This is a genomic window from Vibrio plantisponsor, assembly GCF_013041605.1.
Lineage (GTDB): Bacteria > Pseudomonadota > Gammaproteobacteria > Enterobacterales > Vibrionaceae > Vibrio > Vibrio plantisponsor.
This window is the reverse complement of sequence record NZ_JABEQC010000006.1, coordinates 116,597-140,678: the sequence shown is the minus strand read 5'-3', so window position 1 is coordinate 140,678 and position 24,082 is coordinate 116,597. Positions and strand designations below refer to the sequence as shown.

At 42.3% G+C, this 24,082-nt stretch carries 24 protein-coding genes; 14 read left to right on the top strand and 10 right to left on the bottom strand.

Annotation, left to right across the window (positions count from 1 at the left end; genetic code table 11):
• Positions 1-30 precede the first annotated feature (30 nt).
• From HKI82_RS10290 to HKI82_RS10280, 3 genes are all read left to right on the top strand, one after another.
• Positions 31-387 (top strand): hypothetical protein, encoded by a 357-nt coding sequence (locus HKI82_RS10290; RefSeq protein ID WP_171137863.1) that lies wholly within the window; start codon positions 31-33, stop codon positions 385-387.
• Between the two features lie 114 nt (positions 388-501).
• On the top strand, positions 502-1,701 hold the full coding sequence (locus HKI82_RS10285) for an FIST signal transduction protein (protein ID WP_171137924.1): 1,200 nt from the start codon (positions 502-504) through the stop codon (positions 1,699-1,701).
• Positions 1,698-3,413: a response regulator gene (locus HKI82_RS10280; protein WP_171137923.1), complete on the top strand. Its 1,716-nt coding sequence runs from the start codon at positions 1,698-1,700 to the stop codon at positions 3,411-3,413. Before HKI82_RS10285 ends, HKI82_RS10280 begins: the two co-directional genes overlap by 4 nt.
• A gap of 138 nt (positions 3,414-3,551) precedes the next feature.
• On the opposite strand, the gene HKI82_RS10275 is transcribed toward HKI82_RS10280, so the two are convergent.
• Positions 3,552-3,920, bottom strand: a complete 369-nt coding sequence (locus HKI82_RS10275; protein ID WP_171137922.1) for a DUF3693 domain-containing protein — start codon at positions 3,918-3,920, stop codon at positions 3,552-3,554.
• Positions 3,921-4,053: 133 nt separating this feature from the next.
• On the opposite strand from HKI82_RS10275, the gene HKI82_RS10270 reads away from it, so the two are divergent.
• The 9 genes from HKI82_RS10270 (at position 4,054) to HKI82_RS10230 (ending at position 10,657) form a co-directional block, all read left to right on the top strand.
• Positions 4,054-4,272 carry a hypothetical protein gene (locus HKI82_RS10270; RefSeq protein WP_102942168.1) on the top strand — a complete coding sequence of 73 codons (219 nt, stop codon included), beginning with the start codon at positions 4,054-4,056 and terminating at the stop codon, positions 4,270-4,272.
• The gene (locus HKI82_RS10265) at positions 4,256-5,398 is read left to right on the top strand and encodes a replication initiation factor domain-containing protein (protein ID WP_102942167.1); all 1,143 of its coding nucleotides are present in this window, start codon (positions 4,256-4,258) and stop codon (positions 5,396-5,398) included. Before HKI82_RS10270 ends, HKI82_RS10265 begins: the two co-directional genes overlap by 17 nt.
• The gene (locus HKI82_RS10260; protein ID WP_102942166.1) at positions 5,395-5,748 is read left to right on the top strand and encodes a DUF1293 family protein; all 354 of its coding nucleotides are present in this window, start codon (positions 5,395-5,397) and stop codon (positions 5,746-5,748) included. Before HKI82_RS10265 ends, HKI82_RS10260 begins: the two co-directional genes overlap by 4 nt.
• Positions 5,748-5,948 (top strand): hypothetical protein, encoded by a 201-nt coding sequence (locus HKI82_RS10255; protein WP_171137921.1) that lies wholly within the window; start codon positions 5,748-5,750, stop codon positions 5,946-5,948. The genes HKI82_RS10260 and HKI82_RS10255 overlap by 1 nt, the downstream gene beginning before the upstream one ends.
• A 16-nt stretch (positions 5,949-5,964) precedes the next feature.
• Positions 5,965-6,162, top strand: coding sequence for a major capsid protein (locus HKI82_RS10250; protein ID WP_042487059.1), 198 nt, complete (start codon positions 5,965-5,967; stop codon positions 6,160-6,162).
• Positions 6,163-6,358: 196 nt separating this feature from the next.
• Positions 6,359-7,795 (top strand): virulence factor TspB C-terminal domain-related protein, encoded by a 1,437-nt coding sequence (locus HKI82_RS10245; RefSeq protein WP_171137920.1) that lies wholly within the window; start codon positions 6,359-6,361, stop codon positions 7,793-7,795.
• Between the two features lies 1 nt (position 7,796).
• Positions 7,797-8,126, top strand: a complete 330-nt coding sequence (locus HKI82_RS10240; protein ID WP_042487053.1) for a DUF2523 domain-containing protein — start codon at positions 7,797-7,799, stop codon at positions 8,124-8,126.
• A 12-nt stretch (positions 8,127-8,138) separates the two neighbouring features.
• Positions 8,139-9,467: a zonular occludens toxin domain-containing protein gene (locus HKI82_RS10235; RefSeq protein ID WP_171137919.1), complete on the top strand. Its 1,329-nt coding sequence runs from the start codon at positions 8,139-8,141 to the stop codon at positions 9,465-9,467.
• Complete coding sequence (locus HKI82_RS10230; protein WP_171137918.1) at positions 9,467-10,657, top strand: hypothetical protein; 1,191 nt, start codon at positions 9,467-9,469, stop codon at positions 10,655-10,657. The genes HKI82_RS10235 and HKI82_RS10230 overlap by 1 nt, the downstream gene beginning before the upstream one ends.
• A gap of 2 nt (positions 10,658-10,659) precedes the next feature.
• Here the strand turns inward: HKI82_RS10230 and HKI82_RS10225 are convergent, their stop codons facing one another.
• The 4 genes from HKI82_RS10225 to matP all read right to left on the bottom strand — a co-directional run bounded on the left by HKI82_RS10225 (position 10,660) and on the right by matP (position 14,821).
• Positions 10,660-12,408 (bottom strand): retron Ec67 family RNA-directed DNA polymerase/endonuclease, encoded by a 1,749-nt coding sequence (locus tag HKI82_RS10225; protein WP_171137917.1) that lies wholly within the window; start codon positions 12,406-12,408, stop codon positions 10,660-10,662.
• A 1,105-nt stretch (positions 12,409-13,513) separates the two neighbouring features.
• Positions 13,514-13,885, bottom strand: a complete 372-nt coding sequence (locus HKI82_RS10220) for a phage protein (protein WP_102942156.1) — start codon at positions 13,883-13,885, stop codon at positions 13,514-13,516.
• Between the two features lie 158 nt (positions 13,886-14,043).
• Positions 14,044-14,361, bottom strand: coding sequence for a DUF3634 family protein (locus tag HKI82_RS10215; RefSeq protein WP_171137916.1), 318 nt, complete (start codon positions 14,359-14,361; stop codon positions 14,044-14,046).
• Between the two features lie 10 nt (positions 14,362-14,371).
• Positions 14,372-14,821: a macrodomain Ter protein MatP gene (matP, locus tag HKI82_RS10210; protein WP_042482429.1), complete on the bottom strand. Its 450-nt coding sequence runs from the start codon at positions 14,819-14,821 to the stop codon at positions 14,372-14,374.
• 166 nt (positions 14,822-14,987) lie between these two features.
• Here matP and HKI82_RS10205 point away from each other — a divergent pair, with 166 nt between their 5' ends.
• Both HKI82_RS10205 and fabA read left to right on the top strand, forming a co-directional pair.
• On the top strand, positions 14,988-16,631 hold the full coding sequence (locus HKI82_RS10205; protein ID WP_102942178.1) for a S16 family serine protease: 1,644 nt from the start codon (positions 14,988-14,990) through the stop codon (positions 16,629-16,631).
• Positions 16,632-16,702: 71 nt separating this feature from the next.
• Positions 16,703-17,221: a bifunctional 3-hydroxydecanoyl-ACP dehydratase/trans-2-decenoyl-ACP isomerase gene (fabA, locus tag HKI82_RS10200; RefSeq protein WP_102942154.1), complete on the top strand. Its 519-nt coding sequence runs from the start codon at positions 16,703-16,705 to the stop codon at positions 17,219-17,221.
• Between the two features lie 130 nt (positions 17,222-17,351).
• On the opposite strand, the gene rmf is transcribed toward fabA, so the two are convergent.
• From rmf to rlmKL, 5 genes are all read right to left on the bottom strand, one after another.
• Positions 17,352-17,525 (bottom strand): ribosome modulation factor, encoded by a 174-nt coding sequence (gene rmf / locus HKI82_RS10195; protein WP_102942153.1) that lies wholly within the window; start codon positions 17,523-17,525, stop codon positions 17,352-17,354.
• Between the two features lie 164 nt (positions 17,526-17,689).
• A complete protein-coding gene (locus tag HKI82_RS10190; protein WP_171137915.1) occupies positions 17,690-19,378 on the bottom strand; it encodes a DUF3466 family protein in 1,689 nt (562 codons plus the stop codon).
• An 8-nt stretch (positions 19,379-19,386) separates the two neighbouring features.
• On the bottom strand, positions 19,387-21,303 hold the full coding sequence (locus HKI82_RS10185; RefSeq protein WP_171137914.1) for an ABC transporter ATP-binding protein: 1,917 nt from the start codon (positions 21,301-21,303) through the stop codon (positions 19,387-19,389).
• On the bottom strand, positions 21,281-21,523 hold the full coding sequence (locus HKI82_RS10180; RefSeq protein ID WP_102942151.1) for a glutaredoxin family protein: 243 nt from the start codon (positions 21,521-21,523) through the stop codon (positions 21,281-21,283). Before HKI82_RS10180 ends, HKI82_RS10185 begins: the two co-directional genes overlap by 23 nt.
• A gap of 24 nt (positions 21,524-21,547) precedes the next feature.
• Positions 21,548-23,674 (bottom strand): bifunctional 23S rRNA (guanine(2069)-N(7))-methyltransferase RlmK/23S rRNA (guanine(2445)-N(2))-methyltransferase RlmL, encoded by a 2,127-nt coding sequence (rlmKL, locus tag HKI82_RS10175; RefSeq protein ID WP_171137913.1) that lies wholly within the window; start codon positions 23,672-23,674, stop codon positions 21,548-21,550.
• Positions 23,675-24,082: the final 408 nt, after the last annotated feature.

Sequence of the window (24,082 nt, the reverse complement as noted above, 5' to 3'; positions counted from 1 at the left end):
TGAACTTTGTTACACGAGGAACCCGTTCTAATGGCAGCTGAAAAGCTTACAAAACACAGACTTGCTCAAATTCTCATCACCTTAAGCTTACTTCTTATCGCTTTCTTTTGGAGAACGATCACATATACAGAGGTAAGTACGATGACTTGCAAGCCTCAGCCAAATTGTTCTGTATTTGTAAATAATGAAAAAATAACTGTTACAAAAGATGATAGGCAGTTAGGAGTGTTGAATGTTTATCCAATTCCCCAGGATTGGGAAATCACTTACGAAGGCAAGGTAACAAGAAACGCTCAAAATGTTGCACTTTTTCCGAATGCTAACAAACTTAATACAGTTGATTACTTTATTATTAATAACTCGGTAAAAATTGAAATTGAAAACTAGTTTACATCGTTCAATTTATAAGACTTATGTGACATAGAGAGGAGAGAGCCGTACATATCTAAATTATTATGGGGTATAAATTAATCGGACTGTGTACACATAAGTAACTCGTAAATGCGACTTAAAACGGCTATTTCAAATAATCCAGATGCTAATAACGCCATCAAAGAGATCCGGTCTGCTATCAACCTGACTGGCATCAGTGCAATAGTTTGTTACTACACCGAAGTTTATAGTAACCAAAACCTATCCAGCTTTTTTTCTTGTTACTTTCCAGATATTCCGCTTATTGGTTGCTCTTCCTGTAATGGTCTAATGACAGACGCAGGAATACACAGTGGCACCGTTATTGGTGTCATGGCAATTTACGATGATTCAAATAGCAGTGCCTACGGTACCGCTTATACCAGCCTTAAAGATTGTACTCAGTACTATGAAATAGTTGGCTCCGCTATTAATGAAGCTCTTTTAAAAGCTAACAGAGTCGGTGAAGTTCCAGACTTTATCGTTCTTCACTCAACTCCTGGTAATGAAGAACGTATTATAGAAGCGATTGATGCTCAGTTCGGTACTCAAGTACCTATTGTTGGAGGAACAGCCGCAGACAACAATATCGTCGGAAACTGGTCAGTCTCGAATGAACATAACGTTTCATCTGAAGCTTTAACTATTCTCGTGGGATTTCTTTCCATACCCATCGCCACAGGCTTGAGCGTCGGATATTCGCCTACAGAGTACTCAGGAAGAGTCACTAACGCTTGTGGGCGCTACATTTATGCTATTGATAGAATGCCGGCAAAACAGGTCTATCAACAGTGGTTGAGCGAGTATTCAGGGTTATCGATATTAGATGAATACTTGTTTGATTATATCTCTGAGTTTCCTATCGGAAATGTTGTTGGTCATATAGACAAGCAACCATATTTTAAATTGTCACATCCGATTCGTATCACTGAAGAAGATGCGCTAGAAATGTTTTCGGAAAGCAAAGTAGGAGAGACCATAACCTTAATGACTGGTTCAAAAGGGCATTTGATAGAAAGAGCGTCAAGATTTGTAAAAGATGCCAATATAAAGAACTACAATGAGACTGAGATGGTTGGTGGCATCATTATTTTTTGCGCAGGTTCTATGTTGCATCTAGGGAAACAAATTGGAGAAGTATATGAGAAAATTAACTCTCAAATGAATGGTTGTCCCTTCATATGTCCTTTTACCTTTGGTGAACAAGGAAAGCTTGTCGGCGGTGAAAATGCCCACGGCAACTTAATGATTTCATCTGCAATCTTTTACGAGTCAGAGCACTATCTATGAAGCAGCAATATATTGAACACTTCAACGAAACGTTGCTTGAGTTAGAACGTAGTAGAGAGCGCGAACGCCTAATAACCGAAGAGAACCAAGTCATCTTGGCGGCTTTATCTGCACTTAGCCGAGCAGATAACAAATATCAAATTTTCGACGAATTAAAGAAGGTGCTCAGTCGATACATCAAGTTCAATGACTTCATCGTAATATCTAAAGGGAAGGACAGTACAAGCTACTCAACATTCCTCACTTCAAATATTGCGTTTACAGGGAAGAACTGGTTAAACGGAACAAAATTTCAGCGCGTACTTGATGGCGAATCCATCATACTTTTTGAACCCATCAAACTTGATGAGTTTAAATACCTCAATAGCTTCCTCAAAAATCAGATTGAATCAGCCCTGATCACCGGGATTAGAACTCAAACATCAGATTCAGTGTTGTTACTGCTCGGGAAGAAAAAAGGCCAATTCAGTTTAGATATGAAGACAACTCTACTTCGTTTTAGGCCGCTTCTAGAAAGAGCAATCAGCGATATTGAATACAAAGAAGAGTTACAAAGACTTGTTGATATAAAAACCAAAGAACTGGTTGTGGCACAGCAACTAGCAGAGCAGGCGAACAAATCTAAATCTCAATTCCTAGCCATGATGAGTCATGAGTTAAGGACACCATTGAATGCTGTGTTAGGTTTAATTGATGTTTTAAGAGATACATCTAACATTCATCAACTGGATCTGCTGGAACAAATGGAGCATTCAGCGGAACTACTTCTTGTGATAATCAACGATGTTCTGGATCTAAGTCGGATTGAATCAGGGCACTTCAAGCTACAGTGTCACAAAGTAAATCTATACCATAAACTAAATCATGCCTTGGAATATCACCGTCAGCTTGCTGAGGACAAAGGCATTGCATTTTGCGTTGATGTAAAACTTTGTCCTACAACTGAGTATCTAGTCGATCCCGTTCGTTTAACTCAAATACTGTTTAATGTTGTAGGTAACGCCGTTAAATTCACTGAGAAAGGCATGGTCACGGTGTCACTTTATGACCTCGGTGGAAAATTGAATATTCAGGTTAACGACACGGGCATAGGAATAGAAAGCGACAGAGTTGAACAACTGTTCTCACCATTTATACAAGCGGATAGCTCGCATACTCGAAATTATGGCGGCACTGGACTAGGGTTAACCATAACTAAACATCTCGTGGAACTGATGAAAGGAACAATTTCAGTTAACAGCACATTACACAAAGGAAGTTGCTTTGAAATTACGATTCCTTTGAAAGATAGTTGCATTGATGTACCCAAAGGCACAATAACCAACGCGGCATTTAAGAAGAACGAAGAGAAGACTTATAACATTCTGGTAGTTGAAGATACGAAAACTAATCAGATAGTAATACAGTTGATGTTGAGCCGCTTAGGTTACAACGTGACATTGGCAGATAACGGCAAGCAAGCAGTAGAGCTCATCAAAAACGACGAACAATTCGACTTAATCTTCATGGATATTTCAATGCCAGTGATGGATGGAATTGAAGCAACCAAACAAATCCGCGCTAAGAGTCTTAGTGTCCCGATCATTGCACTAACAGCACACACAATGGATGACGATAAAGACGAATGCCTAAAAGCCGGCATGAATGACTTTATGCTTAAACCGATGCGTATCAATGAAATCTCATCAGTTATAGAAAGGTTCACAGCCTAATAACTACATTTTTAATCACAGATGATAAATGTAGTTATTAGGTATTTTATGGTAAATGCCGATTATGTTAAAACGCACAAGGAATAGAGCAGTTATTCGTTCAATGTAGGTATGTTGCTCGCATCTAGAAAACCATATTTAACATAATACATATAATGCGCACTCATTAATAGAATGTTGAATCACACCATATCCCATAACAATCGCTCCGTAACCCATTGATAATCTTTGCAATCCTTGCTTATTGAACTTTTTTGCAATGCGTTCCCACATGGCTTTTATTGTCACATTTTCGTTGCGATCAGCGTGTATTCCCAGCAATGCCAACTCTGGAGGAATTCCTGCATTTTCTGCGAGAAAAACTGCTTCCGAATCAGATATATAGCGCGAACCTTTGCGCATTTCACAGATTCTAGACGGATGAACATTCAAATCATGGGCAATTTGCTTGTCTTGTATGTAGTTTTGCGCCTTTTTATAGGCATCTAACAGCTGACCTTGATACATCGATAGACTCCTTTTTTACCGATATTAGCTTAATTCTTGCGCAATTTCGCATCTAGTAATTGCGGAAATGTGCAATTAGTATTGCGAAAAATCGCTATTAAAATTGTCACGATTATAGGCTGGTATTCGATAAATGCTCAAGCTCACCACCAAGATTTACTATGACTTACTGCCCGACTATTCGGTTTCCGTACTTGTGTACGGCTCAACCGAATGGGACGTTTTTCGCAGTATGAATCATCTGTGTGCTTGGGCTGACGCCGAAATCCCGCATTACGAGTTGGTCGACATTACCAACACCACCGCGCAACAGCGCATGAACTTGGGGGTTTTCGATGGCTGTCAGTATTGATTACCTCTGTTTCACCATGAAAGTAAAAGACTTGCGCCACTGTGCGCGAGCCACTTACATGGACACTCATCAGCATGACCCTGACGTGAAGAAAAAGTCACGCCGTAACACTTTGATGATAAATCCCATCGCGCGCTTTTTCCCACAAGAGCCTGTCTTCAATACCGATTTCCGTGCGCGCAGTGCCGAAGACATCGAGGCTTACCGCAATTTCTTCCGCATTCAGTATCAAGAGTATTTAGACCGTTGTTTGAAATTGTTCGTCACGCACGTGCTTGGTTTAACCATGAACGCGCCACGTGGATTTGGTTTTCAGTTCTACACCGAGTCGATGAAACTCACGACCGCAGACGGTGAAGATTTTTGCGGATTTGTCGGGATTGGTGGCAACCAAGACACGGTGCATTTTCAAATCAATGGTACGGGCTGCAAGCACGTGTTTGCTAAGTTGCAAGCGTGGGAGCTGCACGGCTGGTTATCCAATGTGTTAGGCGTTCAACAATTGGCGCGTCTGGATTTGGCGTATGACGATTATCACGGCTTGTTTGATTGTGACTATGCGTTAAAAGCCGCTTATGAAGATGCGTTTAGAACCGCTTCACGTGGCATTTCTCCAACGGTTAACGAGAACCACAAATACCGCTTTGGTGAGCATGGCGCGAAGCATTACAGCCAAGAAATGGTGACTGTTGGCTCTCGAACCTCGCGCATTTACTGGCGTATCTACAACAAGGCGCTTGAGCAGAATCTGGCGCAAAACGGCATGGTTTGGTATCGCACCGAGTGTGAACTGAAAAAATGGGACATCGATGCCCTATTAAATCCTGATGGCGCGTTTGCCGCGCTCAATGCCTTTAGTGCGTCTATAAGTAGCGCGCCTGCCTTTAATACCAAGCCTCGCCCTGAAAAACGTGTCGCTTGTGATGTGTTAACCGCAGCGTATTGGATGCGCCGCCAGTACGGAAAAATTCTTAATTCGCTGATTGAAGAGTTCGACGGCGATATTCCCAAGGTCATTGGATTACTGCAACGGGACGGGCGCAAGTTCAGCTTCCCCGATACCTATACGGCATTAATCCAGTCCATTACAAACCGGTCAGTCGACCCATTGGAGTGTAAATCATGAGTAAAGGTGTATTTGTGTTAGGCGTGGACATCATTTGGAACAGTTTCCGTGGTGATGGTGCGCAGCTCAATATCTCGCGTCCACTGCGTGAAATCAACGTGGAGAAGTTCAAACGCCGCACATTAGGCGAATCGGGCGATGTGAATCCGCAGTTTGACCACCCTATTCAGCTTGATTACCAGTACGCGCTCAAGCTGGAGAAAACCGGCGCGTTAGTGCCTCGCCGTGAGTACGAATTGAAAATGGAAATCAACCCGAACGACCCGTTGTCGGGCGCTATCGTGACTGAGTTGGTGCCGGTTGATGATGAAATCAAAGCGCATTTTAAAGCCTCGGGCATGACCAAGTAATGAGCCTTAATTCAGGCACTTATCTCATTACTTGTGACAATAAAGACTGTTCGACCGGCTACCAATTGGTGACGCTGGCAGAGGTAAAAACCGAGCTTGCGCCGCCGTATATGACCCTCGACCAACTCAAACAAGTGATGCCTGAAACCGTGTTGTTTCTCGCCATGTGTTGGTGTTGGAAGAAGATTAACCACCACTAAAAAAGGAAATAATCCTATGAAAACGATGAATGTAAAACGTGTTGTCTTGGCTTCGGCTCTTGTTATGGCTTCTGGCGCGGCGTCTGCTGCGGCTCCTGATGTGACAAGCGCAGTTGCCAGTATTGGCGAGTTTGGCGTGGTCATTGGCACGCTGGGCGGCGCTTATCTGTTGCTCACCATTGCGAAAAAAGCATGGGGCAAAATCGGCGGTTAAAGTCGCCTTTGCTTGCTAACTCAAGGGCTGTGTATTCAGCCCTTTTTTGATCGAACTTGAGGGTTTAAGGATGGCACGTTATGACGTTAGAAATGTATGTAATTACGGTGTTCTTATTGGGCTTATTTGTTTTGCATTCCTAGTATGCTCACCATGGGCGTATGCCAACAATAAAGCACCATACTGGGTGAAAATTATGTCTAACGCTCCTAAAGTTTGTTATGTGAGAGAGGTCCGTTCTAAATCAGAAGAAGAAAGGCTCCAGCTTTGTCGAGAAGATATCGAGAAGTCTATCTATCTTTATAATAGCAATATTATCCATCATATTTATCTGTCAGACGTTTGGGGCGTTGATATTAGTCACTATGGCGTGTTATCGGGGTATCGTACTATCGATTTGTACATGCTGGAGAACAGAGAAAATTTGCAGCACTGTGATGCCGGAGAAAAGCCCGTTTATCCAGCTATCGATTGTGAACAGAAAACCACCTGTGATTCACCCGACATTCAACAAGATTTTCAACAAGCGCAATACGCTTGTCAGATAGGCAATCCCAACACTCAACTATGGGAGACCGATTATCAATGGTCATGCCAGGATGTGGAGGGACAAAAGACACCGAACGTCTCTTCAAGCTGTAACTATATTCCTAACGGTTGCATTGTCGGCTTAACGTGTGAGAAAGCACCCAAAGATGTCGCCTATTGTGACCCGAGCAAAGAAACCTGCGCTCTGCCGCCACAAACCGAAAAGACCGATGAACCTATCCCCGATTTGCCGCCGCTTGATGGCACAAACAACGGTGCCGGTAATGGCTCAACTGGCACTAGCGCAAACGTCCCAACAGAAAATCCGAACTTCTGCGATTTGAATCCGCAGCTGTGTGAGAAACAACAGCCACCAGAAACAATACCTGAGCCGAATCCCACGCCGACTGAAAAGCCCGACAATACCGAGCTGTCAGCCGGTGACAATGCGATTGTGAAAGAAGTGTCGCTCTCGAATCAGCATCTGGAGAACGTCAATAGCAACTTGAAAAGCCTCGGCGGTCAGCTGCTTGAACAGCTTTCGCGTGGCAATGAATTTTCCCAGCATCAACTTGGGTTAATGCGTGAAATGCTGGAGCATCTTATTCAAGGCGATAACAGTGCGCTCATTCCCAACGACACCGGCAAAGAAGAAAAACCCAAAGAAGAGGAGCAAGAGAAAACCGACCCTCCGATGGCCAGCGCCGATTGTGATAAATCGATATTTGAATGTCGCGGTGATGTCATTCAATGCGCCCTGCTTAAAGTCCAGTACGACAGCACGTGCACGGTCGATGAATTCGCCCAACTTGAAGAAGCGTTTAAGGGTATCAAGTTACTCAATAATGAAGCGCTGCTGGTTCAGAAAGACAGCATCGATTACTCGCGCATGAATCAAAAGTACCTCAATGGCGGTGTGTCCTTTGGTAGCGGTGCTTGCCCTGCGCCTGAGCGCATTTCGTTTCGCGCCTTTGGTGACAATAAAACCATTGAGTTCAAGTTTGATCCAGCCTGTCGCTATGCAGAGTTATTACGCCCCCTATTGATTGCCTTTGCGTGGTTAACGGGTCTGTTCATAATCGGTCGCACACAAGGAGCCGTTTAATATGCAGTATTTCATTGGATTTTTAGCCACGGTGCTGGTTCCTCTTATTCCCAGCATTGCAAAAGGTTTAGCGACTTATGTCGCGCTCTCGGTCGGGTTCTCTTTGGTGGCTTACACCGGCGTGTCGGTCGCGATGGATTCGATAGCCGATTACATACAGTCGAACATGAACGGCGTCACTCCGAAACTTGCCGCACTCATGGCAATGGCTGGCGTGGATACCTATATCAACGTGGTGCTCACCTGTGTGGTGTTCTCGTTCACGTTAAACGGGCTCATGTCGGCAACTGGCTATCGTCCTTCGTGGCGTAAACCGGTCGACCCAGCATAAGGAGCCAGCGTTATGTTGCACGGTTTCAGCGGCGGTATGGGAACAGGGAAAAGCCTTAACGCCATCAAGTTTATCATCGAGAACGACAACTTCGCCGACCGTCCTGTGTTCTATCACGGTATACGGGTGATGCTGCTCGACTACAACGTGTGTAACAGCTTTCAGGGCTGGCTCTATGGCGTGTATTTCCCAGCCAACAGTCACAACAAAGAGTTAGAAGCGAAACTATTACGCATCGAGACTGAGCAACGTCTGGCAACCCTAGAAGATTTGCCTTATCTGGGGTTTCACTACAAGAAACATGAGCCGTTTAAGCAGTGGCTTTACTGGTTCAAAAAGCTGGCTTCGCCTAAGCGCCTCGCCTCGTTTAAAGAAGCCTTAGCCGTACTTGAACTCGATGAAGAGTCCATCACCTACCAAGACATTGAACACTTGAACCTGTCTTGGACATCGTTTGATGATCCCACGGAGATCCACACGCTTCCTGCCGGTTCGGTGATTCTGGTTGATGAAGTGCAAAACATTTGGGGCAATCGCACTGCTGGTAAAACCGTGTCGCCGGATGTGAAGTTCGTGACCACGCACCGGCACAAAGGCATTGATTTAGTCTACATCTCTCAAGACTTCAAAGACGTTGACCAAATCATCCGAAGGCGTATGCAGTATTACGTCCATTACGAGTTCATCGGCGGTGACTGGCTGCATCGATACTTTCACATTGAAGGCTTTGACCCAGCCAATAAAACCGAGCTAGCCAAAGCCGAGAAAGAGAAAGTGAAACGCGATAACAAATACTATGGCGTTTATCTCAGCTCCATCAAGCACACGCAAAAGGTCAGGCTCGACCCGCAATTAAAGAAAGGCATCATCGGTTTAACCGTTGGCGTGTTGGGTATCAGTGCGGCGGCGTTCTACCTCTATTCGTGGTTTCAAAAACAGGTCACACCGCCCACTGTTGAGACGGTTCACAGTGAAGCCCCAGCCCCTGAAAGTGCCGAAAATACGCAAGACTTAAAAATACTGGATATAAACACAGTATATATAGAAAAGTTCCTTCCGCGCTTAGATTCCCTGCCGTTCTCCGCGCCGGTGTATGACTCACTCACGCTCGATGCGAATCAATATCCTGAACTCACTTGTGTGATTGTGAGAAAGCAATGCAGCTGCTTCACCCAGCAAGGCAGCGCTTATGCCATGCAAGAAAGCGCCTGTTTTAACATTGCTCGCTATGGCTACTTTGACCCGTTTGAGGCTTCAACCGACAACAATCAACGCCGTAAAACATCCCAAAATCGCACCAATAGTGACAATGTCACACTTAACAGAGGTGGACTCTACTAATGAAACGCATCCTTGCCCTCGCCTTGCTGTGCCTAGTTTCCCGAGCGTTTGCCTTTGAAGCCAACCTCGCCGGTAAGACGCTCAACGAGTTTTTTATCATCTCTAGCAAAGTGTTTGATAAGACCATCATCGTTGACCCGTCTGTGAACGGTGACTTGAAGCTCTATCAAGCCTCGGGTGCGGCGAACTTTCGTGATGTGTGGTTCAGTGTCATGCGCGCTCATAATCTCACTTACATTGAATCGGGTTCAGTCATTCGCGTAGACAAGCGCAACAAACTCACTGGCGGCAATGAAATCGTCACGCGCACGTATAAGCTGCTCTACCTCACCGCCGATGACTTACTGGAGCCGCTTAGAAAGTCTCTGGTTGTCCAATCGTCTGTGCTCGATGTGCCTGATGTGACCAACGTAGACAGTATCATTGCTGGCTCTGCGCTGATGATTACCGCGCCCAAATCGATGCACAGTGACATTGCCGAGTTTATCGATACAGTCGACAAACCACTCAAACAAGTGAAAATACGCGCTGTGATTGTGGAAACCGTTGACGGTGACTTACGAGACTTAACCGTGAATCTCGCCGCTGGTGCCGGTGCAATTAAGACGGCGTTTGATGGTTCAGCAATTGCGTTCTTAACCGGCTCACCTAACTTGACCGCGACCAGTGATGATTTTAATGCGTTTGTGCGTTGGATTGAGTCCAACGATAAGACCGAGATATTGAGCCGCCCTGAAATCAGCATCCTGCACGGTCACAGTGGATTGATTAGTGTTGGTCAGGAGCTACCTATCATCACCGGCTCATACACCACAGAGACTGACGGAAGCAGCAAACCGTTTCAGACGATAGAGCGTAAAGACGTAGGTTTATCGCTTTGGGTTCAGCCTATGATTGGTTTGAATGGCGACATTAAACTCAGAGTAAAACAAGAGCTTAGTCGTGTTGATAAATCCGTGGAAGCCAGTGACATTGTCACGAGTAAGCGTCAAATCGATACCGTTCTCACGGTCAAATCCGGTCAAACTATTGCACTAGGCGGTATGATGGCAAGAGACTCACAAACCGTGACCATGAAAGTGCCGGTTCTTGGTGATATTCCCTACCTTGGTGTGCTGTTTCGTTCTGAGTCAGAGAAAACCAGTAATCGAACGCTTGATGTAATTTTGTATGTAACGCAAATCCAATGAATTTAACGAATACCCTCATAATGTGTTATAGCCAAAGTCATGCGTTCAAACAGAGGATGGAATCCAGAAAAATCGATTGTTGCTTTTTGTCTCTTTATAACTTCTGTAGCAAACGTATTTTTACCATAAAAGCTGTTTTTAGGGGTGCGTTTTTCCGTTGGGTCAAATGTCCTACCTTGTATTGGTGTTGACCAAAGTGCTGGATTGAACAAATTCTCAATCATCGAATCGTTTTTACCATTTAACGGAGTGAGTACAATGTAAAGATTATGCACGACATGTATGAAGTCTGCTGTTTTTATATCTTCTTTAATATTTCCTGTTGCTTTATCGATTGGATAAACTGTACAAGTATCAATTTTAGCTAAAGCACTTATGATGTCGTTTAATCCACTATCATTATCAAGAATGATTATTATTGGCTGACCTGATTTAGGTGCAGAATATAAGGAGTAATGATCTGAATAACTAGAGATAAAACCTGCAAGGTATGATGTTCCCCCTGAAAGCTCTAGTAAAAATCTACTTCTTTTATTGTAACTAAAGTAGTTGACTAAATGTTCAAATGGAGTAGCTTTCACTAATTTAGGATAGTGAGCTGCTAGTTGGAAGATTGCAGACTTAAGATATATATTATCCGTCTTTCCTTCACATAGGATCGTTGGTTTTGATGGTGCAAAAAACCATTTATAAAATAGAAATTTGCTAAATGTTTTTTCTCTACCTGTTAATAACGCTCTAGTTTTATATCCATAATTTCTATGAGTATAATGAATACTGAGTTTCTCTGGATAGTTAATTCGGTTATATAAATCTATAGAGTCGATGAAATTTAGGCGTCCTTCTAATTCATTTATTGTTCCGGCAACATGTTTATCATTAACTATCTTTGTATAACTTCCAGTATGGAACAAGCTGTTGCACATTGATTTCGTCGTTCTACGATATTCCTTTTTTACACCAATTTTCTTATTGACTATCAACCCTGTTACATCCTGTCTAGAGTCTCTATATTGAATTCGGGTTTTCTTATCATTAATCTTAAAATCAGCCCTTTTTATTTCGTGCTTCAATCGCTTACTAGGATTATATACACCATTATTTTCCACCATTATTTCTGGAGGAAACTTTGACTTTCTAGTTGAAAACGTTATGTCATCAGCATACCGCGAATAAGTACAAGAATATTTATTCGCTAGTTTTAAAAGCTGAATATCTAGTGAATGAGTAATTAAATTTGTAATTACAGGAGAACAAGGACTTCCTTGTGGTAATTCATTATTACAACAAGCAATTTGTGCTATAGTTGTTGCAACCTCATCATTTAATAGAAAATTTCTATTTTTTTGGAAAAAACCGCGAACTCGACCAAAATTAAAAGAACCAAAAAAATTATCTAGGTCAATGTTTAAGACGTTTTTTGAATTCTTATGCATAATTGCATTTGTAATAATTGACCGTTCACGCACGAAGCCATGAGCCAACCCGCTATTAAATCCCCTTTCTTTATTAATGTCGTCAATACAATCTAATAATAGCTTAGATAAGTTTGTTTGAAGTGTTTTTAGTTTCCCTATAGGAGCGTTGATTGTCCTAACTCCACCATTTTTTTTAGGGATATTAAACGACGTATAATTATTCTGAGGTCCTTTTTTGTATAACGTAAACGTTAAGACCGCAGGTTTAACTTTAAGTAGTAGAGCTAGATCTACCCGTGTATTACAGTTTTTTAATTGTGTAATCGAGTTCATAGAAAAGCCATTATAAAGAAAGGAATGGGTAGCTTACGGGCACTCTTACGCACTAGTCAGGGATTATCAAAAATTAGCATAATCGCCAAAAAGCAAGTCTCTAGGACATTTTTTTCACTGATTGCAGATACGCAACCCAAAATCTGCCCGTAAGCTAAAAACTAACTTATCATATAGCGTTCCGTTACATCACTGAATTTAGTTGAATAATGTGATCAAACCATTTCATATTATTCCCGAAGGGATAAGGGAGCGTCTTACGCGACCGAGACACCAAGCCCACACAAATGCTGAGTGTCTCGTGTCGTTAAATGGCGCGGAGCTTCCCTAGTCTTCTTGTGGCAACAAATTCCCCCTTCCTGCCAAGCCTAACGACCTAGTAACCTACAGCGTCAAAATTTGCTCATAGCTTTGCAGCTTACGCATAGCGGCTTTCCGTCTGACTAATAAAGCGCAATTACGATTGAGTGTGTGCTCGGAACGAGCGCACGCACAAGCGTGATGCGCTTGAAGGAAAGGCAAAACCCCCGAATCTGTATTACGGGGGTAAATTCCACCGAACTATCGGCGTTCTCTGTTTTGGGGACTAAAATCGCTCCTCAGAACTAGAATATTTGCCAACGCCCTAGCTGTTTTCATTAAGTATAAAGAAGTCTTTCTAGTAGATTCAGAGCCCTCTGTTATGAGTGCTGCCCCTAAAAGGATCTGCTGAGGTGTGATAAGTAAGCCTGTAGGAAGTTCTAGCAATCCGTTTGTTATCTTGAATTGGTGCCAGCTGGCTTCTTTCGATGCATCACGTGTCCGATACATACGCATGAGCCTTTTGCATTCGGGAGGTATGGTTCTCCCTTTGTCCCACTCTTTAACTGTTTTGATATGTTTAAAGCAAAGATCTGCGGTGGCTTCAACCGTTAACCCGCATTCGAATTCTCGAAATATGTAGTTCTTTGTATGCTTTTGAGTCGTCATTATGCGCATGCCTAATTAAAAGCATGCGTTATATATGAAGATTTTATTGTTACGTTATAAAAGGCTTACAAAGCAATGATGTATTGCGAGTTATATCTCCTTGTTATCAGAGCATAACAACTCACAATACATTTATTTACGTATGGCTTTTGGATTCGACTAGCATTCGCGCTAACTCTCTTGAATAACGAATTAGCTTAGAAGTTGTTTTGAGTTCTAACTCAGATTGGATACTTAAAAGTGCTATACCTATAAGAATCTGTTGCGGCGCGACTAGCTGTCCGGTTGGAAGCTCTAGCCGATCATGAATCATGGTGAACTGTTCCCATGACTTATGATCACTGATTTGGCGCTTTTTCGCATAGCGCATGAGTCGTTTGCATTCCGGTGGAATCGTTTTTCCACTATCCCACTGTGTGACCGTTCTCGAAGTTTTGAAACACAATTCTGCTGTTTCTTCGATACTTAAATTGCACACAAACTCTCTAAATATCTTATTTTTATGCATTTCGTGACAGTTTGAAGAAATTAGTATATAAAAACTGCATACGATAAGTTATTGTTAAATAAGGTTTATTTGTCATAAACCAATATAATGCGCACTTAGATATGGTAAAGATAAAGCGCCTAATTAGCGCCTTATCTATTTGATTTATGGTCATTTCTTCAACGGTTCTTCTTGGTTTTATCTCCAGAACTCTTAAATCCCTGATGCGGAAATACGTTGCGAATTCGCTGCTGAACTTTTTTAGGAACTTGCTCTGTAAATACTAGTTTCATGCCTGTACGTTGTTGATATACCTTCATTTCACCACTGAATGGTGTTACTTCCGCAATCTCAGTGACGTTATGTTTAAAGGTTGGAGGAAAATGGCCTTTTACTTTACTTAAAGTACCATCTTTAAAAGTAACTTTAAGTATGGGTCTATCAACAGCTACAAGCCAGAAAATGATTAAAGCAGCGATTAAAATTACGTACAGCATGAGTTAACTCCTAATTAGATAGCAACTTACTCAAATCTTCTTTTAAGTTTGATACAGCTTTACTGGCTTTCTCACTTCGAGAGGCTTCACTAAGCAGATATTCAATTGCGTCTGACAACGTACATCCCAATTCATTCGCTCTAGTAGAAAGCTTTTCCCAGACTTGGTAATCAAGATCAATCGACTTTTTACGTGTATGGATTTGCTCTGCGTTAAAGTGACGCTTACGTTTTGCTCGAATGGCTTGCTTCAGCTTATTATCAAGCTCTGGAGCCATATTCTTTTCAATCCATTCCAGAACCAACGTAGGTTCATGTTCAATTGATTTCAATTTCTGTATGGCAGCATCTGCTTCACTACGATCAAGATGGCAAGTAATTGATTCACCATCTTTCCACTTCTTAATCAAATACTGCCATTTCCAACCACATTCTAGGTTTTCAAGCTGTTGATATTTCATTTGAGGCAATCCATTAAAAATTAGGGTGACAGCGTAACCCAACCCGAATTTATGTTCAAATTAATCCTGATAAAAACTAGAGGAAGATCATTCATCATGTGTGCTATTCGAACTAGTGGTTTTTCTATATAATTCGTTGTCTCTTAACAATCAATTCAGTAATTCAATGACTCAAGATATTTGGCGCCTTGCAACTCCCCAGTACGATGAATTTCAAATTCAACTAGAACAGTACCCTAACCTACAGCCGATCTCGCTAATCGATACTCAATCTAGGTTAACAAAAGCAATCGACAGATTTCTAAACATTAGAGGATTCAGCCGTTTCTTGATTGTTAATGCTCCTGACAACTCAATATATCGCTCTTTGTTAAAAGAAAAGCTAGAAAGTATGGTTGAAGGCAAGCCAGTTATCTCAACCGAATCGCTTGATATGGAAGTAATTTTAGGACAAGTCAAAGCTGAAAATGGTCATGTAGTTTCGAAATCTAAGGGTCTGATATCTCAAGCTGATGGTGGCTATCTTATTGTTTCCGCTAACTTACTTTTAGCCAATCCACGTCACTGGCCTACTTTGAAATCGGCCATTCTTGGTACACCGATTGCTCCGTTTAACTGTGATCCTAAATCTATTATAGAAGAAACGCAGTACAGCCAATATGATGTCAAACTCATCGTTGTTGGTGACAGAAGCCAACTTGGTGATGTTGATTTTCTAGATGTGGATATCCACTCTGGGCTGTGTATTTACAGTGAACTAGAACTAGATGTAAAGATTGATTCAGATTCGATAACTCAATATTTGTCATTTGTTAAATGGCTATGCGATTACTACACACTTCCTCAGCTAACCGTTGAAGCACTTATAAGTTTGATGACAGCCGGTGCTAGATATACAGAAGATCAACACTATGCTCCACTTTGCGTTATGTGGCATAGAGCTCTATTGGAAGAAGCTGCAATAGAAGCGAATGGTGACGTAATTGAAGCTATTTACATAGAACAAGCGATAGATGCTCGTCACTACAGAGAATCTTATCTACCAGAAAGAGCTTTAGACGATATCCTAGATGGACAAGTGTTTATTGAGACTCAGGGCGAACAAGTTGGTCAAGTTAACGGGTTAACGGTTGTCGATATTGCAGGACACCCAGTGTCTTATGGTGAGCCTGCTCGAATTTCCTGTGTTATTCACTTTGGTGATGGAGATATCGCTGACGTAGAGCGTAAAGTTGAACTAGGCGGAAACTTGCATGCAAAAGGCATGATGATCATGCAAGCTTTTGTTAGTAGCGAGCTCGACTTAGATGTCCCTCTTCCTTATTCAGCATCTGTAGTATTTGAGCAGTCTTATTGTGAAGTTGATGGTGACAGTGCATCGCTAGCTGAACTATGCTCATTAGTTAGTGCGCTTTCTGAATACCCTATTAATCAGCAAATAGCCGTTACCGGAGCCGTGGATCAATTTGGCCGAGTGCAAGCTGTTGGTGGTTTAAATGAAAAAATTGAAGGCTTCTACCATGTTTGCCAACACCAAGGATTTACTGGTGAACAAGGTGTGATCCTTCCGCAAAGCAATTTGAAACATTTAGCCCTTCATAGATCTGTAGTAGAAAGCATTAAGAATGGAGAGTTTCATATTTGGCCGGTGTCGCATGTCGATGAAGTCGTTCCTCTTGTTATGGGTAAACCTTTCAGAGGTGAAGATGAAGATAGCGTCATTAGCAAAATTGCAGAACGTATTGAAAATTTTGAAAAACATGTTCAGCCAGTTGGGTTTGTGGAACGTATCAAAAACTGGTTTGTTTAGTACTGATCGGAGTTGTCTGGCGTACACGTGTTCACTAACATGCACCCTATCAGAAATTGGAGTAATTGATAATGCAAAACAAACGTGACTCATATAATCGTGAAGACCTATTAGCCTCAAGCCGTGGTGAGCTATTTGGCGAAGGTTACCCTCAGTTGCCAGCACCAAACATGCTGATGATGGATCGTATTAGCAAAATGTCTGAAACTGAAGGCGAATTTGGTAAAGGTCTTATTATTGCTGAGTTAGATATCACTCCAGATTTATGGTTCTTTGACTGCCACTTCCCTGGCGATCCAGTAATGCCAGGCTGTCTAGGTCTAGATGCAATGTGGCAGCTTGTGGGTTTCTTCTTAGGCTGGGTTGGCGGTAAAGGTAAAGGCCGTGCTCTTGGTGTTGGTGAAGTTAAATTTACTGGTCAAATCCTGCCAACAGCAAAGAAAGTGACTTATGAAATCAACATGAAGCGCGTAGTAAACCGTAAGCTTGTAATGGGTCTTGCTGATGGTCGCGTATTGGTTGATGGTAAAGAGATTTATGTAGCTAAAGACTTAAAAGTTGGCCTCTTCCAAGACACGTCTGCGTTTTAGTTCTTAGAAACTTATTAGAGCAGCTATTAAGCTGCTTTAATTTCACCCAATACATTTAGTTATAGTGCATTATAAGTATCAGATATTAAAAAGCCCCTTTCGGGGCTTAAGATCCTTTAGTATGTGGGGGTTATTTATAGAGACCAGAGTGTTTGTCATCTCTTGCGTCACGCCAACCGCCTAGCCAATATGAACGAGCATCACTTTGTTGGTATGGACACTCTTCGGGAGATCGTCCATTCAAACCAGCTTTATAACCTTGAGATTGTGCTCTTTCAAGGCGATCACGCTTTTGTCTCTTCATAGTGCAGTCCTCATACAGTAACTTGTGTCTTACTTACAACTATTACATTAGTGTGGATCTTTTATGACCACACCTAAAGAATCGCGCAAAATCTGACCTTTCTCAAGTCAAAAAAAAGCACAAGCTTATTTTTGTGAGCTTGTGCCTTTATTGACAAAAAATGACTATTTTCTACGGAACCAACCTAAAGTCAGAAGAATTAAACTCCAAAAACCTAAGCTGCCACCCGAACGTTCAGATGTTGTTGTGTCGGTACCTCGTTCACTAATATCACTTGAAGTAGCGCCAGCAATCGGTACAAGTTTTACAGCCACTACCGTTTCTGTTCCACTACAAGAAGCATTGTGAGAAGTAGTACTGTATCCACCACTACACTTCAGCGCTGTACCAGAGATCACCCCTGCATCATTGATATCTGTTGCATCTACAACGCGATATTGGTTATTACCTGACAGTGAACCATCATTCGTTAAATCATCTAAGTACCAAGCTTTGTTTGCAAAGCGACTCATGCGCGTTGCATCACTGCCAGACGCATTATACGGATATATAAATCCGCGTTTCACTCTTGGTTTTCCGTCAATTTCACGAGTATCATCGAAATCGACTTGACCAACAATCTCGTTGTAATTGTTTATAGCACCAGCTTTTCCGCCCGCGCCCTCAAATATAATTCCACCAGAGGGGAAACTCGCGGTCAACGATGAGGCTGAGACATCGTCAACAATAAATAGTCGATTTGATGCAGCGCCATTAGATGGAGTACTACCCGTACGCTTAGCACTACCGATTGCCACTAAATTTTCGTTGACAGCAGTAACCACAGAGTTGGTGTGAATAGTATCTGAGCCAACAACAACAGTAGCATTATTTACAACTGTAGATGTCCATGCAGATGGAGTGTCGAATGTGTTCGAGCCTAGATCTAATTTGAAGACCGTAGCATTCATATAGTTATATGAAGAGTCATAAGCGTTAAAGCCGACACCATAGATAACGTTACCAACTATAACGAAATCACGCATACTGCCTTCAGCGATATAATTAGATGAAGCCAAAGCGGTGCCACTAACCCATGGTATTTGAACGGTTGTACCTGAACTATCCCACATTGCTGGATAAGACGCGTAATAAGTTCCATAGTCACTAGTTGCTTGTTCGACAGATACACTCCCGACGGTATAAGTACCATCAGTTTTCCATGCTCTAGTTTGTAGATATCCAGATGGAGCGCTACCTTCCACGCGTGCTTCTACTGAATCACGTCTATAGCTGGTTACATTAGCAAAGCCTGAATCAATACCAATTGCTGTACCTGAAGGAGAAATGCTATTAATCACAACGTTAGCTGATTCATAGACTGCATCACTAGTCGAAGACGAACCAATAAAGCCAATTGCGTTAGGTGTTGCATCACCATTCATTTCAGCCGACCAAACATTCCAGCGAACACTCGCCCATTGGCTGCAAGTAGAATAACCTAACTGTGCCTCACAATAATTTTCAAAATCATCGGACGTTTGAATGTAACTAAACTGACGGTTCATCGCGAATGGCGCTTCTTCTCTGAAACTAAGTCCATCAACTTCTGTTCCTGAGTTCATCGAAACCAAGCGAGTCTCACCACCAAGAATATAACTGTCACAAGACTTAGAGCCAGCAGTGCTACTGACGAAACAGTTATCACTTGCGCCTGTAGTTGTTGCAGGCTCAATAGCTACGCCATAAGCACTTTTATAAGTATTAGTAGTACTTGGCGTTACTTCTACAACGTTATAAAGTGCAGCTGATACTTGTGTGGTAGCAAGAATAGCTGAGCTCACAACGCTCAGCTTAAACATTTTTCTATTCATAAATTCCATTAACTATCCTGTTGCATCGCTTCGAGCTCTTCCCAGCGCTCAAATGCAATTTCAAGCTCCTGCTCTTTAGCAGTTAACTTGTCTAAAATTGGTTGTGTCACATCTACAGACTGACTAAAGAAGTCTGCATCGTTGACTTGCTCTTGCATTGATTCTATTTCAGCTTCTAATTCTTCAAGTGTTTGCGGCAGAGTTTCTAATTCACGCTGCAGTTTATAAGATAACTTCTTAGACTTAGGCTTCGCAGGCTCCGATTTGGGAGCTGGCTCAACCGATTTTTCTTGTTTAACGACGTTTTCGATACTACGCGATTGCAGCACTTGAGAGCGCTGTTGCTGAGCATCGTGATATCCACCGACAAACTCTTCTATTTTCCCGTTACCTTCAAAAATCCAACTCGTCGTCACTGTATTGTCTACGAACTCACGGTCGTGGCTGACTAACAATAAAGTGCCTTGATAATTGGCAAGCAAATCTTCCAAAAGTTCCAAAGTTTCGATATCTAAATCGTTGGTTGGTTCATCAAGAACCAATAAATTATTGGATCTTAGGAACAAACGAGCGAGCAAAAGTCTGTTTTTCTCACCGCCTGACAGCGCTTTTACTGGTGTTCTTGCGCGTTTAGGTGCGAATAAGAAATCTTGAAGATAGCTCAATGCATGACGTTGACGACCACCTACAGTCACTTCTTGTTTACCATCAGCAAGGTTGTCTATTACCGTCTTTTCAGGGTCTAAAACTTCACGATATTGATCGAAATAGGCCACTTCCAGTTTCGTACCACAGTGCAAACGGCCACTGTCCGCCTCCAACTGACCCAAAAGAAGCTTCAGAAGTGTACTCTTACCACAGCCATTCGGACCAATCAGAGCAATGCGATCGCCACGCATAATATTGAAACTAAAGTTATCGACGAGGCATTTGCCATCAATCGAGTAACTTAAGTTCTCTGCTTCAAATACAATCTTTCCTGAACGAGCAGCATCATCGATTTGCAGGTTAACTTTCCCCTGCACTTCACGTCTTTCACTGCGCTCTTGACGAAGCTTTTTCAGGGCTCTTACTCGACCTTCGTTGCGCGTACGACGAGCCTTGATGCCCTGACGAATCCAGACCTCTTCTTGAGCCAATTTCTTGTCAAATTCAGCGTTTTGCAGCTCTTCTACTCGCAGTAACTCTTCTTTCTCATTGAGATAATTTTCATAGTCGCCCGGGAAAGAGTTCAATTGACCACGATCTAAGTCTACGATGCGAGTCGCCATAGATTTAATGAATGAACGGTCGTGAGAAATAAAGATAATTGAGCCACGGAAGTCCTTTAAGAACCCTTCCAGCCATTCAATCGTCGTAACGTCTAGGTGGTTGGTAGGCTCATCAAGAAGTAATACATCAGGGTCGCACACCAACGCACGAGCCAACGCAGCTTTACGCTGCCAACCACCAGATAGATCAGTAAGTTTCGTATGACCATCAAGCTTCAAAGAGCCCAAAACGTTTTGAATTCTGTCTTCGAAACGCCAAGCGCCTGCGTGTTCCAACTGCTCTTGCACATTAGAAAGCTTTTTAATATTGGACTCAGATGGGTCAACGGCAACGAGATCGAGCAGATCGTTATAGATCCTTAATTGCTCACCGACTTCTTGTAGTCCACCAGCAACATAGTCAAAAACCGTTCCTTCCTGATTACGAGGCGGGTCTTGCTCTAAACGAGAGACGACAACATCTTGCATCACCTGCATTTTGCCATCATCCAGCAGGATTTCACCTGCGATGATTTTCATTAACGTCGACTTACCAGCGCCGTTTCGTCCAACCAAACACACTCGCTCGTTTTCTTGTAATGCAAAATCTGCGTGATCGAGTAAAGGGTGATCACCAAAAGCCAGTAAACCGTTATGAATGGTAATTAATGCCATTATTTTCTAACCACTGAGTTAATTCTGAAAAATCAAAAGGCCAGTTAAGCTCTGAGCCTTGATATGAGACAACGGGTATAGTTACCCCGTAACGAGAAAACAGTTCTTCATCGAATGCAATGTCAATCACTTCAACTTGAGAAGCGACATTTGCTTGATTTAGTAAAGCGAAGGCCATCTCGCATAGATGACAGCCTCCTGTACTATATAAAGTGATCACTCAACCTTCCCTATTAATTATTTACTAGAGCTGCTTATGAGTAACAATCCAACAGTTATGGATATGCTTGTTACGCTCAAAATCGAGCGGAAGCGTTTGTGCTGAAATATTTTTCGCTTCCAAGCCCAAGTGACTGAGTTCTTCCATATCCATCTTAAAATGACGCTTGTTGTTCGAGAAAACGATTGTGCCATCTGGGCGTAGAATACGCTTGAGGTTTTTCATTAACTGAATGTGGTCTCTTTGAACATCAAAAGACTGTTCCATGCGTTTTGAGTTAGAGAACGTCGGTGGATCGATAAAGATTAGATCATACTGACCCGAAGCCTGATCCAGCCACTGAAGGCAATCTGCTTGGATAAACTGATGTTGACGCCCTACTTGGCCATTTAGCTTCATGTTGTCTTTAGCCCATTCAAGATAGGTATTCGACATATCAACCGTAGTGGTTGATTTTGCACCACCACAAGCCGCGTGAACGGTGCCTGAGCCTGTGTAGGCAAATAAGTTCAAGAAGTCTTTACCTTGAGCCATCTCACCCAATTTACGGCGAGTGATTTTGTGATCCAAGAAAAGACCTGTATCCAAGTAGTCGTGTAAGTTAACGATAAGTTTTACACCATACTCGCTGACTTCCATCGTTTGAGACTGCTGACCAAACTTCTGATACTGGGACGTACCTTTTTGTTTCTCGCGAACTTTTAGAACCACATTGTTTGCGTTTGTTCCCGTCACCTGAATCGCCGCTCGAATAATGTCAGTAAGACGGCGTTTCGCCTTCTCTTCGGGAATATTCTTAGGTGCTGCGTACTCTTGAATAACTAACTGGTCTTGATAAACGTCAATCGCAACGTTGTATTCAGGAAGATCGGCATCATAGATACGGTAACAGTCTAAACCTTCTCGTTTCGCCCATTTACCAATCTTGCCAATGTTCTTCTTCAATCGATTTGAGAAATCAGGAGCAATTTGTGTTGATTGTGACTGCTGTTCTTCTTCAGAACGTTCACGAGCTGAAATTGAGTAGTTCTTTTGGTGACAAGGTAACGCACCGTTATTCAGCTTGTATTGTTTCTCAGCGCGCATACGCAAACAGCTTAGCAGTTCGTCTGAACTAGAGAAGATAGACGCCTGACAACCACCGAACTCTGATTTCAGCTGAGCACCAAATGCAGTGTAAAGCGCAATCAGGCCAGGATGAGTTCCCAAACGTTCACCATATGGCGGGTTACATACAATAACTCCATTTTCAAAGCCTTGTGGCTTCTTAAGTAGAGATGCATCACCAAGCTCGAATTGAATCAAGTTTTCTACACCAGCTCGTCTAGCGTTATCTTTCGCTGTTTTCAGTACACGGCTATCATTATCTAGGCCAAAAAACTTAGTGTCAGTTTTATTGACACCCCTTCTAGCTTGAACACTCGCTTCAGATTTCACCTCTGCCCATAGCTCAGGTTCAAAGTCTTGAAGTGACTCAAAGCACCATTTCTCGCGCTTAAGTCCAGGTGCGATATTTGCAGCCATCATTGCAGCTTCAATTAATAGCGTTCCCGAACCACACATAGGGTCTAGCAATTGCTTAGAGGCATCCCAACCACTACGTAGAATGATTGCTGCAGCCAACGTTTCACGAAGTGGCGCTCGACCAGATTCCGGTCTGTAACCTCGGACATGTAAGCCACCACCAACCATGTCGATACCAAGCAGTGCTTTATCGTTATGTAAGCGAACATGAATGCGAAGATCCGCATGATCTTTACTGATCGACGGGCGTGGGAGATTTTTCTTTTCAAAACAATCAACTACGGCATCTTTAACTTTCATAGCACCGTATTGACTGTTACGGATCTCTCGGTTTGTACCGTTGAAGTCAACAACAAACTTTTTAGAACTGTGAAAATGATTGACCCAGTTCACTGACATTGCCGAAAGGTACAAGTCCATATCATTTTGACAATTGAATTCTGTAATAACGCGTACAAATCGTGAAGCAAGTCGGCTCCATAAACAACAACGGTAAATTTGCTCATTTGACGCCTTGAATTTCACCCCTGCTTGTACAGGTTTGGCGTCTGAAATCCCTAATTTTGTTAATTCTTCTACTAATAGGTTCTCAAGACCGTTTGAGGTTACCGCTAGATACTGATTCATACTGTTCTTTAGCTAATAAAAATGGTGTCAGATTATAACTGACAATGGACAGCTTGCCCAAATCTAAACACCCCAAATCCATAAAAACACAAAACATCCTTTCTATTACCCGAAAAAACGCCTTGTAAATGTTCGATCAGGCTAAAGCTAATAATTTAAGGCCTCATAGCGATAGTGAGTATTTATTCACAAACACATTGGACTATACCAGATGCATTTTTACACTGTAAATTAGTTACAAAATCAGCTAAAACGGGAATTTTTGCATGTCTGGAGCGTGATAATTGAGTGATTCAGATGTCACATTTGGGGGGAAATAAATGTAATTTATTTGTCAGAATCAAAAATGAGATAGCAGCAACGTAAGTTACCCTGCCTGTCGCTGAGAAATTTGAGGCAAAAAAAAAA

What these genes read in the sequence shown, in the direction of transcription:
- HKI82_RS10290 (WP_171137863.1), top strand. Translation starts at nt 31, where the DNA reads ATGGCAGCTGAAAAGCTTACAAAACACAGACTTGCTCAAATTCTCATC.
- HKI82_RS10285 (WP_171137924.1), top strand. Translation starts at nt 502, where the DNA reads ATGCGACTTAAAACGGCTATTTCAAATAATCCAGATGCTAATAACGCC.
- HKI82_RS10280 (WP_171137923.1), top strand. Translation starts at nt 1,698, where the DNA reads ATGAAGCAGCAATATATTGAACACTTCAACGAAACGTTGCTTGAGTTA.
- HKI82_RS10275 (WP_171137922.1), bottom strand. Translation starts at nt 3,920, where the DNA reads ATGTATCAAGGTCAGCTGTTAGATGCCTATAAAAAGGCGCAAAACTAC.
- HKI82_RS10270 (WP_102942168.1), top strand. Translation starts at nt 4,054, where the DNA reads ATGCTCAAGCTCACCACCAAGATTTACTATGACTTACTGCCCGACTAT.
- HKI82_RS10265 (WP_102942167.1), top strand. Translation starts at nt 4,256, where the DNA reads ATGGCTGTCAGTATTGATTACCTCTGTTTCACCATGAAAGTAAAAGAC.
- HKI82_RS10260 (WP_102942166.1), top strand. Translation starts at nt 5,395, where the DNA reads ATGAGTAAAGGTGTATTTGTGTTAGGCGTGGACATCATTTGGAACAGT.
- HKI82_RS10255 (WP_171137921.1), top strand. Translation starts at nt 5,748, where the DNA reads ATGAGCCTTAATTCAGGCACTTATCTCATTACTTGTGACAATAAAGAC.
- HKI82_RS10250 (WP_042487059.1), top strand. Translation starts at nt 5,965, where the DNA reads ATGAAAACGATGAATGTAAAACGTGTTGTCTTGGCTTCGGCTCTTGTT.
- HKI82_RS10245 (WP_171137920.1), top strand. Translation starts at nt 6,359, where the DNA reads ATGTCTAACGCTCCTAAAGTTTGTTATGTGAGAGAGGTCCGTTCTAAA.
- HKI82_RS10240 (WP_042487053.1), top strand. Translation starts at nt 7,797, where the DNA reads ATGCAGTATTTCATTGGATTTTTAGCCACGGTGCTGGTTCCTCTTATT.
- HKI82_RS10235 (WP_171137919.1), top strand. Translation starts at nt 8,139, where the DNA reads ATGTTGCACGGTTTCAGCGGCGGTATGGGAACAGGGAAAAGCCTTAAC.
- HKI82_RS10230 (WP_171137918.1), top strand. Translation starts at nt 9,467, where the DNA reads ATGAAACGCATCCTTGCCCTCGCCTTGCTGTGCCTAGTTTCCCGAGCG.
- HKI82_RS10225 (WP_171137917.1), bottom strand. Translation starts at nt 12,408, where the DNA reads ATGAACTCGATTACACAATTAAAAAACTGTAATACACGGGTAGATCTA.
- HKI82_RS10220 (WP_102942156.1), bottom strand. Translation starts at nt 13,885, where the DNA reads ATGCATAAAAATAAGATATTTAGAGAGTTTGTGTGCAATTTAAGTATC.
- HKI82_RS10215 (WP_171137916.1), bottom strand. Translation starts at nt 14,361, where the DNA reads ATGCTGTACGTAATTTTAATCGCTGCTTTAATCATTTTCTGGCTTGTA.
- matP (WP_042482429.1), bottom strand. Translation starts at nt 14,821, where the DNA reads ATGAAATATCAACAGCTTGAAAACCTAGAATGTGGTTGGAAATGGCAG.
- HKI82_RS10205 (WP_102942178.1), top strand. Translation starts at nt 14,988, where the DNA reads ATGACTCAAGATATTTGGCGCCTTGCAACTCCCCAGTACGATGAATTT.
- fabA (WP_102942154.1), top strand. Translation starts at nt 16,703, where the DNA reads ATGCAAAACAAACGTGACTCATATAATCGTGAAGACCTATTAGCCTCA.
- rmf (WP_102942153.1), bottom strand. Translation starts at nt 17,525, where the DNA reads ATGAAGAGACAAAAGCGTGATCGCCTTGAAAGAGCACAATCTCAAGGT.
- HKI82_RS10190 (WP_171137915.1), bottom strand. Translation starts at nt 19,378, where the DNA reads ATGAATAGAAAAATGTTTAAGCTGAGCGTTGTGAGCTCAGCTATTCTT.
- HKI82_RS10185 (WP_171137914.1), bottom strand. Translation starts at nt 21,303, where the DNA reads ATGGCATTAATTACCATTCATAACGGTTTACTGGCTTTTGGTGATCAC.
- rlmKL (WP_171137913.1), bottom strand. Translation starts at nt 23,674, where the DNA reads ATGAATCAGTATCTAGCGGTAACCTCAAACGGTCTTGAGAACCTATTA.